Here is a 14,227-nt window from a genome sequence, read left to right as displayed (position 1 = left end):
CACAGTGGACGCGAGCAACTGAGGACAAGCCCTCGGCCTATTAGTACCGGTCAACTCCACCCATCACTGGGCTTCCATATCCGGCCTATCAACCCAGTCGTCTACTGGGAGCCTTACCCTCTCAAGGAGGCGGGAACACTCATCTCGAAGCAGGCTTCCCGCTTAGATGCTTTCAGCGGTTATCCCTCCCGAACGTAGCCAACCAGCCATGCCCTTGGCAGAACAACTGGCACACCAGAGGTTCGTCCGTCCCGGTCCTCTCGTACTAGGGACAGCCCTTCTCAATATTCCTACGCGCACAGCGGATAGGGACCGAACTGTCTCACGACGTTCTAAACCCAGCTCGCGTACCGCTTTAATGGGCGAACAGCCCAACCCTTGGGACCGACTCCAGCCCCAGGATGCGACGAGCCGACATCGAGGTGCCAAACCATCCCGTCGATATGGACTCTTGGGGAAGATCAGCCTGTTATCCCCGGGGTACCTTTTATCCGTTGAGCGACGGCGCTTCCACAAGCCACCGCCGGATCACTAGTCCCGACTTTCGTCCCTGCTCGACCCGTCGGTCTCACAGTCAAGCTCCCTTGTGCACTTACACTCAACACCTGATTACCAACCAGGCTGAGGGAACCTTTGGGCGCCTCCGTTACCCTTTAGGAGGCAACCGCCCCAGTTAAACTACCCATCAGACACTGTCCCTGATCCGGATCACGGACCCAGGTTAGACATCCAGCACGACCAGAGTGGTATTTCAACGACGACTCCACCCCAACTGGCGTTGAAGCTTCACAGTCTCCCACCTATCCTACACAAGCCGAACCGAACACCAATATCAAACTGTAGTAAAGGTCCCGGGGTCTTTCCGTCCTGCTGCGCGAAACGAGCATCTTTACTCGTAGTGCAATTTCACCGGGCCTATGGTTGAGACAGTCGAGAAGTCGTTACGCCATTCGTGCAGGTCGGAACTTACCCGACAAGGAATTTCGCTACCTTAGGATGGTTATAGTTACCACCGCCGTTTACTGGCGCTTAAGTTCTCAGCTTCGCCCCACCGAAATGGAGCTAACCGGTCCCCTTAACGTTCCAGCACCGGGCAGGCGTCAGTCCGTATACATCGCCTTACGGCTTCGCACGGACCTGTGTTTTTAGTAAACAGTCGCTTCTCGCTGGTCTCTGCGGCCACACCCAGCTCCGAGTGCAAGACTCATCACCAGACATGGCCCCCCTTCTCCCGAAGTTACGGGGGCATTTTGCCGAGTTCCTTAACCATAGTTCACCCGAACGCCTCGGTATTCTCTACCTGACCACCTGAGTCGGTTTAGGGTACGGGCCGCCATGAAACTCGCTAGAGGCTTTTCTCGACAGCATAGGATCATCCACTTCGCCACAATCGGCTCGGCATCAGGTCTCAGCCTTCACGTGCGACGGATTTACCTACCACACGGCCTACACCCTTACCCCGGGACAACCACCGCCCGGGCTGGACTACCTTCCTGCGTCACCCCATCACTCACCTACTACCAGTCTGGGCCACCGGCTCCACCACTCCGCACTTGTCCGAAGACGCACACGGCGGTTTCACGGGCTTAGCATCGCTGGGTTCAGCGCTGACGCTTCAAAGCGGGTACCGGAATATCAACCGGTTGTCCATCGACTACGCCTGTCGGCCTCGCCTTAGGTCCCGACTTACCCTGGGCAGATCAGCTTGACCCAGGAACCCTTAGTCAATCGGCGCACACGTTTCCCACGTGTGTATCGCTACTCATGCCTGCATTCTCACTCGTGAACCGTCCACAACTCGCTTCCACGGCTGCTTCACCCGGCACACGACGCTCCCCTACCCATCACAGTCCCCGTTAGGAGTATGTACTGCAATGACACGACTTCGGCGGTACGCTTGAGCCCCGCTACATTGTCGGCGCGGAATCACTTGACCAGTGAGCTATTACGCACTCTTTCAAGGATGGCTGCTTCTAAGCCAACCTCCTGGTTGTCTCTGCGACTCCACATCCTTTCCCACTTAGCGTACGCTTAGGGGCCTTAGTCGATGCTCTGGGCTGTTTCCCTCTCGACCATGGAGCTTATCCCCCACAGTCTCACTGCCGCGCTCTCACTTACCGGCATTCGGAGTTTGGCTAAGGTCAGTAACCCGGTAGGGCCCATCGCCTATCCAGTGCTCTACCTCCGGCAAGAAACACACGACGCTGCACCTAAATGCATTTCGGGGAGAACCAGCTATCACGGAGTTTGATTGGCCTTTCACCCCTAACCACAGGTCATCCCCCAGGTTTTCAACCCTGGTGGGTTCGGTCCTCCACGAAGTCTTACCTCCGCTTCAACCTGCCCATGGCTAGATCACTCCGCTTCGGGTCTTGAGCGCGCTACTACACCGCCCTATTCGGACTCGCTTTCGCTACGGCTTCCCCACACGGGTTAACCTCGCAACACACCGCAAACTCGCAGGCTCATTCTTCAAAAGGCACGCAGTCACGAGGGTCCGAAAACCCCGACGCTCCCACGGCTTGTAGGCACACGGTTTCAGGTACTATTTCACTCCGCTCCCGCGGTACTTTTCACCATTCCCTCACGGTACTATCCGCTATCGGTCACCAGGGAATATTTAGGCTTAGCGGGTGGTCCCGCCAGATTCACACGGGATTTCTCGGGCCCCGTGCTACTTGGGTGTCTCTCCAACGAGCCGCATGAATTTCAGCTACGGGGGTCTTACCCTCTACGCCGGACCTTTCGCATGTCCTTCGCCTACCCATACGGTTTCTCACTCGTCTCACAGCCGGCAGACCATGAAAAAGAGATCCCACAACCCCGCACACGCAACCCCTGCCGGGTCTCACACGTATACGGTTTAGCCTCATCCGGTTTCGCTCGCCACTACTCCCGGAATCACGGTTGTTTTCTCTTCCTGAGGGTACTGAGATGTTTCACTTCCCCTCGTTCCCTCCACACTGCCTATGTGTTCAGCAGCGGGTGACAGCCCATGACGACTGCCGGGTTTCCCCATTCGGACACCCCCGGATCACAGCTCGGTTGACAGCTCCCCGGGGCCTATCGCGGCCTCCCACGTCCTTCATCGGTTCCTGGTGCCAAGGCATCCACCGTGCGCCCTTAAAAACTTGGCCACAGATGCTCGCGTCCACTGTGCAGTTCTCAAGCAACGACCAGCCACCCACCACCCCCAAGCCACACCTGGAGTTCACTGGGACCGGCATCGCAGAAGGGCAAGCAAACACTCGCACCCTCAGACACCCAACAGCGCGCCCAACACCCCCGGCCCCTCCCCGTGTTCCACGCCGAAGCAGTACTAACAAAGGAAGATCCCGAGTGTGCCGAATAGTCAACGTTCCACCCATGAGCCACCAGCACCGGACGTTCGCCGATGTACTGGCCTCTGACCAGACCAGACGGCCTGGTAAGAAGTGCTCCTTAGAAAGGAGGTGATCCAGCCGCACCTTCCGGTACGGCTACCTTGTTACGACTTCGTCCCAATCGCCAGTCCCACCTTCGACAGCTCCCTCCCACAAGGGGTTGGGCCACCGGCTTCGGGTGTTACCGACTTTCGTGACGTGACGGGCGGTGTGTACAAGGCCCGGGAACGTATTCACCGCAGCAATGCTGATCTGCGATTACTAGCGACTCCGACTTCATGGGGTCGAGTTGCAGACCCCAATCCGAACTGAGACCGGCTTTTTGAGATTCGCTCCACCTCACGGTATCGCAGCTCTTTGTACCGGCCATTGTAGCACGTGTGCAGCCCAAGACATAAGGGGCATGATGACTTGACGTCGTCCCCACCTTCCTCCGAGTTGACCCCGGCGGTCTCCCGTGAGTCCCCAGCACCACAAGGGCCTGCTGGCAACACGGGACAAGGGTTGCGCTCGTTGCGGGACTTAACCCAACATCTCACGACACGAGCTGACGACAGCCATGCACCACCTGTACACCGACCACAAGGGGGCACCCATCTCTGGATGTTTCCGATGTATGTCAAGCCTTGGTAAGGTTCTTCGCGTTGCGTCGAATTAAGCCACATGCTCCGCCGCTTGTGCGGGCCCCCGTCAATTCCTTTGAGTTTTAGCCTTGCGGCCGTACTCCCCAGGCGGGGAACTTAATGCGTTAGCTGCGGCACGGACGACGTGGAATGTCGCCCACACCTAGTTCCCAACGTTTACGGCGTGGACTACCAGGGTATCTAATCCTGTTCGCTCCCCACGCTTTCGCTCCTCAGCGTCAGTATCGGCCCAGAGATCCGCCTTCGCCACCGGTGTTCCTCCTGATATCTGCGCATTTCACCGCTACACCAGGAATTCCGATCTCCCCTACCGAACTCTAGCCTGCCCGTATCGAATGCAGACCCGGAGTTAAGCCCCGGGCTTTCACATCCGACGCGACAAGCCGCCTACGAGCTCTTTACGCCCAATAATTCCGGACAACGCTTGCGCCCTACGTATTACCGCGGCTGCTGGCACGTAGTTAGCCGGCGCTTCTTCTGCAGGTACCGTCACTTGCGCTTCTTCCCTGCTGAAAGAGGTTTACAACCCGAAGGCCGTCATCCCTCACGCGGCGTCGCTGCATCAGGCTTGCGCCCATTGTGCAATATTCCCCACTGCTGCCTCCCGTAGGAGTCTGGGCCGTGTCTCAGTCCCAGTGTGGCCGGTCGCCCTCTCAGGCCGGCTACCCGTCGTCGCCTTGGTGAGCCGTTACCTCACCAACAAGCTGATAGGCCGCGGGCTCATCCTGCACCGCCGGAGCTTTCCACCACCATCGGATGCCCGAAGCGGTCGTATCCGGTATTAGACCCCGTTTCCAGGGCTTGTCCCAGAGTGCAGGGCAGATTGCCCACGTGTTACTCACCCGTTCGCCACTAATCCCCCACCGAAGCGGGTTCATCGTTCGACTTGCATGTGTTAAGCACGCCGCCAGCGTTCGTCCTGAGCCAGGATCAAACTCTCCGTGAATGCTTCCCGGTCATCCGGGCAAACACCCGCGTTGAGCGGGACCGGAAGAAGGAATGATCCTCCCGATCCACAGCATCCTCGCTGTGTTCTTCAAAGGAACCACGTCTCACAGAGACGGGGTTATCAACATATCTGGCGTTGACTTTTGGCACGCTGTTGAGTTCTCAAGGAACGAACGCTTCCCTCGTACTCACCCTCTCGGGCTTTCCTCCGGGCGCTTCCCTTCGGTGTTTCTCCAGCCTAGCAGATCCGTTTACCGTCTCCGCCACCCGCTGGAGCGGGCCACCGGACCGTTCCCCGCTTTCGCGTTTCCCTTTCCGGCGATTCCGACTCTATCAGATCCTTTCGGCCCTGATCCCCGTCAGAAGGGGTTGCCCTCACAGCCTTCCGGCCGCTCCGACGTTTCAAACCCTAGCGGATTCCCCCTGCGGCTCATAATCGGGCCGCTGAAATGAATTACGGCATGCCGGAATCCACTCCGTCAGGAGATCGTGCTTGAGTTTGGGTGCCGCTTCGCGCGGCGGAAGGGCCACCGCGGAACCGTTCCGGTCCCGTGGCAACCCGGAGAACCTTACGGACAGGCGAAGGGTGTGTCAAACCGTCGCCAACACCCGCCGACGGTCGTGTCAGCCGTCGAGGTCGGTGAGCCGCCCGCCCGCGTCCGGCTGCGCGTGCTCGACCCGGCGCAGCAGCCGGACGAGCAGCTCGCCCAGGAGACCCCGCTCCTCACCGGAGAGGTCCTGGAGCAGGTCCTCCTCGAACGCCGTCGCCATCCGCATGGCCTCCAGCCACTTGGCGCGGCCCTCGTCCGTCACCTCGACGATGACCCGCACCCGGTTGGCCTCGTCGCGGTCCCGGGTCACCAGCCCCTCGCCGACCATCCGGTCGATGCGGTGCGTCATCGCCGCCGGCGTCAGGCCCAGACGCTTCGCCAGCTCGCTCGGTCCCATCCGGTACGGGGCGCCCGCGAGGACGAGGGTCTTGAGGACCTCCCACTCGGTGCTGCCGATGCCGAGTTCGGCGAGCTGGCGTCCGTACGCCACGTTCATCCGGCGGTTCAGCCGGCCGAGCGCCGAGATGACCTGTTCGACCTGCGGGTCAAGGTCGCGGTACTCGCGCTGGTAGGCGGCGATCTGCTCGTCGAGGCTCGGTTCGGCGCTCGGCTCCTGGGCTGGGGGCATGCCGAGGAGTATCCCACGATCGGCTTGGCTTCGAAGTCCTTCAAGGTGTACAGTCAATCATTGAAATTTAGCTTTGAAGTCTTGAGGCTTCAGTCTTACAAGTTCGAAGTGGGTGAGTGTGACCAAGGCGAGGGGTGCCGCGATGCGCCGGATCCAGGCGGGCAACGCGCTGAGCGCGTTCGGACTCGGGTTCACCGTTCCGTATCTGTACGTGTACGTGGCTCAGGTGCGGGAGCTGGGGGCCGGCGCGGCGGGCGCCGTGCTGGCCGTGTTCGCCATGGCCGCCCTCGCCGTGCTGCCCTTCACCGGCAGGGCCATCGACCGGCGGGGACCCCTCCCCGTGCTCGTCGGCGCGGCGCTGCTGGCGGCGGTCGGCGCGCTGGCGATGGGCGTGGCCGGCGGCGTGGCCGCCGTCGTCGGGGCCGCGGCGCTGCTCGGAGCCGGTACGGCCGTGATGCAGCCCGCGCTGGCCACCATGATCGTCTGGAGCACCGCGCCGGAGACCCGTACGCGGGCGTTCGCCCTGCAGTTCTTCCTGCAGAACCTGGGGCTCAGCATCGGCGGCCTCATCGGCGGCCAGCTCGTCGACGAGAGCCGCCCGGGCAGCTTCCTGCTGCTGTTCTCCATCGAGGCGGCCATGTTCCTGGTGCTCGCGGCCGTCTCCGCGACCGTGCGCATGCCCCGCACCCCCGCCATCGGGGACGCGAGGCCCGGCCGGGCGGCCGCCGGAGGACCGGGCGGACTGCGGGCGCTGCTCGGGCACCGGGCGATGGTGCGGCTGTGCGTCCTGGGCTTCGTGCTCTTCTTCGCCTGCTACGGGCAGTTCGAGTCGGGGCTCGCCGCCTACGGGACGGAGGCGGCCGGGATCGAGCCGTCGACGCTCGGCATGGCGCTGGCCGCCAACACGGCCGTCATCGTCGTCGCGCAGTTCCTGGTGCTGCGGTTCGTGGAGCGCGGGCGCCGCACCCGGGTCATCGCGGCCGTGGGCCTGATCTGGGCCGTCGCGTGGGTGATCGCCGGGTACGCGGGGCTCGGGCACGGCGGCCGGGCCGTGGCGACGGCGGCGTTCATCACCACGTACGGACTGTTCGGGCTCGGCGAGGCGATGCTGTCGCCGACCGTGGCACCGCTGGTGGCGGATCTGGCGCCGGAGTCGGCGGTCGGGCGGTACAACTCGGCGTTCGCCCTGGTGAAGCAGCTGGCGCTGGCGCTCGGGCCGGCGGTGGGCGGGCCCATGGGAGCGGCGCTGCACGGGCCGTACATCGTGACGTTCGTGCTCTTCTCGCTGGGCGTCAGCGTGCTCGCGCTGCGGCTGGGCCGGGGGCTCACACCGGCGCAGGACCATCCGTACGCGGCGGTCCGGTCACGGGTCGTCGCCCGGCACGCGGCCGGGGAGCGGGCGGTCGGGACGAGCGCCTGACCTCGGCGGGTCAGCCCGGCAGGGCGAACTCGCACCAGACGGTCTTGCCGCCGCCCGGCGTGCGGCGGCTGCCCCAGGACGAGGCGATCGTGGCGATGATGGAGATGCCGCGGCCCGCCTCGTCCTCCGTCTCGGCGCGGCGGCGGCGCGGCAGGTGGTCGTCGCCGTCCGTCACCTCGATGATCAGCCGCCGGTCGGTGCGGCGCAGGCGCAGCCGCATCGGCGGCGTGCCGTGCTTGAGGGAGTTCGCGACGAGCTCGCTGGTCGCGAGGACGCCCAGGTCGCGCAGTTCCACCGGGAAGCGCCAGCTGGACAGCACCCCGGTGGCGAAGGCGCGGGCGCGCGGAGCCGCCTCCACCCCGCCCAGCAGGTCCAGCGCGGCGTTGTGGAACAGCTCCGCGTCGGAACCGGTGCGGGACGGGTGCTGGAGGACGAGGACCGCGACGTCGTCGTCGTGCTCGGCGGTCACGCCCAGGGAGCGCAGGAGGCGGTCGCAGACGACCTGGGGGGCGCCCGTCGCACCGGACAGGGCGCGCTCCAGGGCGGCGACGCCCTCGTCGATGTCCTCGCCGCGCCGCTCGACCAGGCCGTCCGTGTAGAGGACGGCGGTGGAGCCGGGCGGGAGGGCGATCGTCCCGGACGTGTGCAGCCAGCCGCCCGTGCCGAGGGGCGGTCCGGTCGGGTCGTCGGCGCGGCGGACGGTGCCGTCCTCGTCGCGCACGAGGATCGGCAGGTGTCCGGCGGACGCGTAGACGAGGTGGCCCTCGTTGGGGTCGTGGACCGCGTACACGCAGGTGGCGATCTGGCTGGCGTCGATCTCGGCGGCGAGGCCGTCGAGGAGCTGGAGCACCTCGTGCGGCGGCAGGTCCAGTCGCGCGTAGGCGCGGACGGCGGTGCGGAGCTGGCCCATGACGGCGGCGGCGCGCACGCCGCGCCCCATGACGTCGCCGATGACGAGGGCCGTGCGGCCGGCGCCGAGGGTGATCACGTCGTACCAGTCGCCGCCGACCGCCGCGTCCGCGCCGCCCGGCTGGTAGGTGGCGGCGACCCTCAGGTCGTCGGGCTGCTCCAGCTCCTGCGGGAGGAGGGACCGCTGGAGCGTGACGGCGGTCTCGCGGTGGCGGCGCTCGCTGGCGCGGAGCCGTTCGGCCGCCTCGGCGTGGTCGGTGACGTCGGCGGCGTGCACGAGGACGCCGCCGGGGCGCTCGGTCCGCTCCCGGTGGGCGGGGCCGTCGAGGGGGAGGCAGGACACCGTGTAGGAGCCCCCGTCCTTCGTCCGGCGGGACTTGACCGTGCGGGGCCTGCCGCTGCGCAGCACCTGGTCCATCAGCGGGAGGAGGCCCAGGTCGGACAGTTCGGGGCAACCGCCGGCGGCGGTGACGCCCGGGGCGCGGTGGCCGAAGGCGGCCGCGTAGGCGTCGTTCACGTAGGCGATGCGGTGGTCGGCGCCGTAGGTGAGGGCGACGAGGCCGGGGAGGTGGCCGAGGATCTCCCGTACGGAGAAGTCCTCGGGCACCGGGGGCGCGGGGGGCCCGCCGGACGCGTCGGGGGGCGCCGCGGGGTCGTCGCCGGGCCCGGGAGCCGGTTGCCGGCCGTACTCGCCGCGCGCCGCGGGCACGGAGCCCTCCCCTCGCCGTGCCGGCGAACCGCCGCCGTCGGTGCCGCGCGCGGCCGCGCGGCGCTGCGTACCGGGGAAGCGGGCGCTCCAACGCGTGAAGTTCACGGATCTCCATGCCTCGTGGTGTCGTCGCCGTGGTGGGTCACTCTGTGCAGGTGTGAGCACACCTATGGTCACACGTCCAGTGTGGTGGGGCGCTCCGACAGAGGGTGTCACTCGGTCGCGGGACCGGTTCCGCCGGGGCCGCGCGCGCCCCCCCGGCCATCGGTGCCCCTCGGGTCGTCCGGGCCGCCCCCGCCGTCGGTGTCGTGGGCGTCGGGCGACGAGTCGGCGGTGACGGCCGTGTCGGACGGGGGGCCCGCGGCGAGCGCGAACTCGGCGCGCGGGTGCTCCAGGGAGCCGAGGGAGACGATCTCCCGCTTGAACAGCCCGGCGAGGGCCCACTCCGCCATCACCCGCGCCTTGCGGTTGAAGGTGGGGACGCGGCTGAGGTGGTAGGCGCGGTGCATGAACCAGGCCGGGTAGCCCTTGAGCTTGCGCCCGTAGACGTGGGCGACGCCCTTGTGGAGGCCGAGCGACGCGACGGAGCCGGCGTACCTGTGGGCGTACTGCCGGAGCGGCCGGCCGTGCAGGGAGGCGGCGAGGTTGTCGGCGAGGACCTTCGCCTGGCGGACGGCGTGCTGGGCGTTGGGCGCGCACTCCCTGCCCGGCTCGGGGGCGGTGACGTCCGGGACGGCGGCCGCGTCCCCGGCGGCCCAGGCGTGGTCGACCCCCTCGACGGTGAGGTACGGGGTGCACACCAGGCGGCCGCGGGCGTCGAGCGGCAAGCCGGTCGCGGCGAGGACGGGCGCCGGCCTGACGCCGGCCGTCCACACGACCGTGCGGGTGGGGAAGCGGCTGCCGTCGCTGAGGACGGCGACCCGGTCCGCGCAGGACTCGAGGCGGGTCTCCAGGCGCACGTCGATGTTCCGCGCGCGCAGCTCCCGCACCGTGTACCGGCCCATCGCCTCGCCGACCTCGGGCAGGATGCGGTCGCTGGCCTCCACGAGCACCCACTTCAGGTCCTGGGGCTTGATGTTGTGGTAGTACCGCGCGGTGTAGCGGGCCATGTCCTCCAGCTCGGCGAGCGCTTCGACGCCGGCGTACCCGCCGCCGACGAAGACGAAGGTCAGCGCGGCGTCCCGGACGGCCGGGTCGCGGGTGGAGGAGGCGATGTCCATCTGTTCGATGACGTGGTTGCGCAGGCCGATGGCCTCCTCGACGGTCTTGAAACCGATGCCGTGGTCGGCGAGGCCGGGGACGGGCAGGGTGCGCGAGACGGAACCCGGCGCGAGGACCAGCTCGTCGTACGCGAGCTCGAGCGGACCGGCGGCCTCCTCCTCGGTGGCGAGGGTGGTGACGGTGGCGGTGCGTCCGTCGTGGTCGAGGGAGGTGACCTCGCCGATGACGATCCGGCAGCGGTCCAGGACGCGCCGCAGCGGCACGACGACGTGGCGGGGGGAGATGCTGCCGGCGGCCGCCTCGGGGAGGAACGGCTGGTAGGTCATGTACGGGTCGGGGGTGACCACGACGACTTCGACCGCGCCGCTCCTCACCTCGGCCCTGAGCCGCCGCTGGAGGTGCAGGGCGGTGTACATGCCGACGTAGCCGCCGCCGACGACGAGAACGCGCACACGGGCCGGGGACTCGTCGGATCCCCTCGGGGTTGCAGCCGTCACCCTCCCATGACGCAACGGGCGCGGGGGTTTGTCCACAGGCTGAACGGATCGTGTGACCGCGGACCTCGCGCGGGGCGGAGCGGCGCCCGGACCGGTGGGGGGTGATTGCGCAGTTCGGGACGGGTGGGGAGGTGGCCCGGAAGAAGGGAAACGGGAGCCTTCCGGGCCTTGCTCCGATCGGGGGGCGCACCGGACGGAACTACCCCTTCTGAATTGACTGCGCCTCAACTATGTTCATATCTCGTCGGGGCCCGGGTCGTTGCGCATGACCTGAGCGTTGTCGGGCCGGCCCCGGATGTCAGGGCGGGGAGTCTCCGGGGGGAGACGTCGAAGCGACCGGGGGAACGCATGCACATTCAGGATTCGCGTGGGCAGGCGCGGACCGCGCAGGCCGTCGGCGGTGTGTCCGCGGCGGGGAGGGGCGCGGTCGGGGCCGTGCGCCCCGCGCCGCTCCGCGTGGACGCCCAGCGGAACCTCGAACACGTCCTGCGCGCCGCGCGCGAGGTGTTCGGGGAGCTGGGGTACGGGGCGCCGATGGAGGACGTGGCACGCCGCGCCCGGGTCGGCGTCGGCACGGTCTACCGGCGCTTTCCGAGCAAGGACGTGCTGGTCAGGCGCATAGCTCAGGAGGAGACGGCCCGGCTCGCCGACCAGGCGCGGGCCGCCCTGGGGCAGGAGGACGAGCCCTGGGCGGCGCTCGCCCGCTTCCTGCGCACGTCCGTGGCGTCGGGTGCCGGGCGGCTGCTGCCGCCGCAGGTGCTGCGGGTGGGCGTGGACGGGGAGGAGGCACCCCCGGTGGAGGGCGCGCAGGTGCCGCACCAGCGGGACGCGGCCGCGTCGGCGCCCCTGCGGGTGGCGGCGCCGCGCACGGTGCCGGCGGCCGGGGGGCCGGACGACACGGGTGCGTCGGAGCTGCTGGACGTGGTGGGCCAGTTGGTCGATCGCGCGCGGGAGGCCGGCGAACTGCGGCGGGACGTGACGGTCGCGGACGTACTGCTGGTCATCGCGACGGGAGCGCCGTCCCTGCCTGATCCGGCGCAGCAGAGCGCGGCCTCGACGCGGCTGCTGGAGATCATGCTGGAGGGGCTCCGCTCGCGTCGGTGACGGGGAAGCCCGCTCCGGGCACGTGCCCGTGGGAGTGCTTGTACGACGACTCCTCCCCGGACGGGTGGTGAACGGTTCCGCGGTGGCGGCCGCCCGGCGGCGCCGTGGCACTCTGGGCCGGTGTTCCGGTCTGAGGCGGGGTGCGGGGGCGGTCGCGTTGAACGGTGAGGGTGGCGGTGGACCGCTCGGCGGCGGTGCGGCCGGAGCGGCCGGCGGGCGGTCTCCGGCCGGGGCCCCGGCCCGGGGCGGCGGGTGGTCGCTCCGGAGCGCGTTCCGGGAGGACGGGCCGGGCGCCGTGCCGCGACGGGGACGCGTCCGGCCGGCCGGGGCCCCGGACGCCGTCGCGGGTCGCGGCGGGGCGCCGGTGGAGCCGCCGCCGTCCGACGCGGAGCTGGTCCGGCGGCTGCGCGAGGACGACGACCCGGCGTACCGGGAGCTGTTCCGGCGCCACTCGGAAGCGGTGCGGCGGTACGCGCGCACGTGCTGCCGGGACCGGCACGCGGCCGACGACCTGACGGCCGAGGTGTTCACGTGGGCCCGGCAGGCGTTCCGCCGCGGTGCGGGCCCGGAGGAGGCCGTGCGGGCGCATCTGCTGGCGACCGTCCGGCAGGCGGCCGCGGGCTGGACGAGGACCGTCCGGCGGGAGCGCCTCGTCGGGGGCTTCGGGGTGTTCGCTGCGGAGGCCGCGCGGACGCCGGAGCCGGCCGGCGGGGGCGCCGTGGAGCCGGGTGCGGACGTGCGGGCCGTGCGGGCCGTGCGGGAGGCCGAGCGGTCGCCGTCCGTGCGGGCGTTCCGGTCGCTGCCGGAGCGGTGGCAGGCGATGTTGTGGCACACGGTCGTCGAGGAGGAGTCGCCGCACGAGGTCGCGCCGCTGTTCGGGCTGACCGCCGGTGCCGCGGCCGCTCTGGCGGACCGGGCCCGCGAGGGGTTCGGGCGGGCGTGCCTCCAGGCGCACGTCGACCGGGCTCTGGCGGCGGGCGGCGTCTGCGCCCGGTACGCCGACCGGCTCGGCGCGTACGCGCGCGGTGGGCTGCCGGGCCGGGCCGGGCGGGGACTGCGCGGGCACCTGGAGGGCTGCGCGGGGTGCCGCTCGGCGGTCGGGGAGCTGGCGCGGGCCGACGGCGGCCTCCCCGTGCTGCTGCCGGTCGCGGTCGTCGGCTGGATCGCCGCCGGGTACTCCTTCAGGACGGGGGAGCCGTTTCCGGGGGCGCCGCCGGTCCGGCGGGCGCGGGCGCGCCGGTCACCCCGGGCACCGCCGCCCCGGGAGGGGCGCCGGCGAGGGCGGGGCTCGCGGTGGTGTTGCTGGCCGTCGCGGCGGCCGGCCTGGGGTGGGTGCTGGCGAGGGGCCTCGGCCCCGTACCGGGACCGGGGGCCCGTCCACCGGCCGCGCGGTCCGTCGTGTCCCCTCCGGTGGAACCGCAGCCGTGGTCGTCCGCGCCCCAGCCGCCCCCTCCGCCGCGGACGGGTCCCGTGCCGGCGTCGGTCCCGGGAACGGAACCGCTCCCCGTCCCCGTCCCCGCGCCCGTGCGTGCCGCGGTCCCGGCGAGGGCGGGGGCGGACGCGGCGGGGCCCGTGCCCGCGCCGGCCCCCGCGAAGGCGTCACCTGCCTCCGTGCCGGCACCGGTTCCGGATCCCGCCCCCGCCCCGGTTCCGCCGCCCGTCCGGACTCCGGCGCCCGAACCGGCGCCGGCACCCGAGCCGGTCACGTACCGGGTGGCGCGGCTGGAGTACGACGTGTTCGGCGACCACACCGGGCCCGAACTGCGGCTCGGCGGGTCCGGCTGGGTGTGGCGGCGGCACGGGCCGACCGTCGGCGGCACGACGTACGGGCACGGCATCACCGTGCACTCGAGGTCCTCGGTGACCATCGACCTGAACCGGGAGTGCTCCACGTACCGGGCGCTCGCCGGGATCGACGACGTGTCGGGGGGACTCGGTGCGGCGCGCTTCTCCGTGTGGGCGGACGGGGTGCGGCTGTGGCGGTCGCCCGTCGTCGAGGGCCGCGACTCCGCGGTGCCGGTCCGCGTGGACGTCACCGGCCGCTCCGCGATCCGCCTGGTGGCGGAGGCGTCCCGGCCGTCCGGCGCGCTGGTGCCGGCGGTCTGGGCGGAGGCCCGCATCGACTGCGCGGGCGGCTGACGCGCGCCGCGGGGCCGGCGGGCGGCACGGTTCCACCGGTGCGGCGGGCCGGGGCCGGGGACCGCGGAGGCGGC

General features: G+C 69.1%; 6 protein-coding genes, 2 rRNA genes and 1 pseudogene. 4 read left to right on the top strand and 5 right to left on the bottom strand.

What is annotated here, in order from left to right:
* Positions 1-20: 20 nt before the first annotated feature.
* The 3 genes from LUW75_RS13325 to LUW75_RS13315 form a co-directional block, all read right to left on the bottom strand.
* A 23S ribosomal RNA gene (locus tag LUW75_RS13325) occupies positions 21-3,137 on the bottom strand.
* 308 nt (positions 3,138-3,445) lie between these two features.
* Positions 3,446-4,973 (bottom strand): 16S ribosomal RNA (locus tag LUW75_RS13320).
* The 16S and 23S rRNA genes sit together here, the layout of an rRNA operon.
* Positions 4,974-5,599: 626 nt before the next feature.
* Positions 5,600-6,154, bottom strand: a complete 555-nt coding sequence (locus LUW75_RS13315; protein ID WP_250335790.1) for a MarR family winged helix-turn-helix transcriptional regulator — start codon at positions 6,152-6,154, stop codon at positions 5,600-5,602.
* Positions 6,155-6,296: 142 nt separating this feature from the next.
* Between LUW75_RS13315 and LUW75_RS13310 the strand changes: the two genes are divergently transcribed.
* The gene (locus tag LUW75_RS13310) at positions 6,297-7,574 is read left to right on the top strand and encodes an MFS transporter (RefSeq protein ID WP_250337655.1); all 1,278 of its coding nucleotides are present in this window, start codon (positions 6,297-6,299) and stop codon (positions 7,572-7,574) included.
* Between the two features lie 10 nt (positions 7,575-7,584).
* On the opposite strand, the gene LUW75_RS13305 is transcribed toward LUW75_RS13310, so the two are convergent.
* Positions 7,585-9,297 (bottom strand): ATP-binding SpoIIE family protein phosphatase, encoded by a 1,713-nt coding sequence (locus LUW75_RS13305; protein WP_250335789.1) that lies wholly within the window; start codon positions 9,295-9,297, stop codon positions 7,585-7,587.
* A gap of 107 nt (positions 9,298-9,404) precedes the next feature.
* A complete protein-coding gene (locus tag LUW75_RS13300) occupies positions 9,405-10,829 on the bottom strand; it encodes an NAD(P)/FAD-dependent oxidoreductase (RefSeq protein WP_250337654.1) in 1,425 nt (474 codons plus the stop codon).
* A 429-nt stretch (positions 10,830-11,258) separates the two neighbouring features.
* Between LUW75_RS13300 and LUW75_RS13295 the strand changes: the two genes are divergently transcribed.
* From LUW75_RS13295 to LUW75_RS13285, 3 genes and pseudogenes are all read left to right on the top strand, one after another.
* Positions 11,259-12,014 carry a TetR/AcrR family transcriptional regulator gene (locus LUW75_RS13295; RefSeq protein ID WP_250335788.1) on the top strand — a complete coding sequence of 252 codons (756 nt, stop codon included), beginning with the start codon at positions 11,259-11,261 and terminating at the stop codon, positions 12,012-12,014.
* Positions 12,015-12,834: 820 nt separating this feature from the next.
* Positions 12,835-13,056 (top strand): annotated as a pseudogene (locus tag LUW75_RS24670) (sigma-70 family RNA polymerase sigma factor); the annotation flags it as partial.
* Between the two features lie 671 nt (positions 13,057-13,727).
* Complete coding sequence (locus LUW75_RS13285; protein WP_250337653.1) at positions 13,728-14,153, top strand: NPCBM/NEW2 domain-containing protein; 426 nt, start codon at positions 13,728-13,730, stop codon at positions 14,151-14,153.
* Positions 14,154-14,227 lie beyond the last annotated feature (74 nt).

The organism is Streptomyces sp. MRC013 (genome assembly GCF_023614235.1).
Lineage (GTDB): Bacteria > Actinomycetota > Actinomycetes > Streptomycetales > Streptomycetaceae > Streptomyces.
This window is presented reverse-complemented; position numbering and strand designations above follow the sequence as displayed.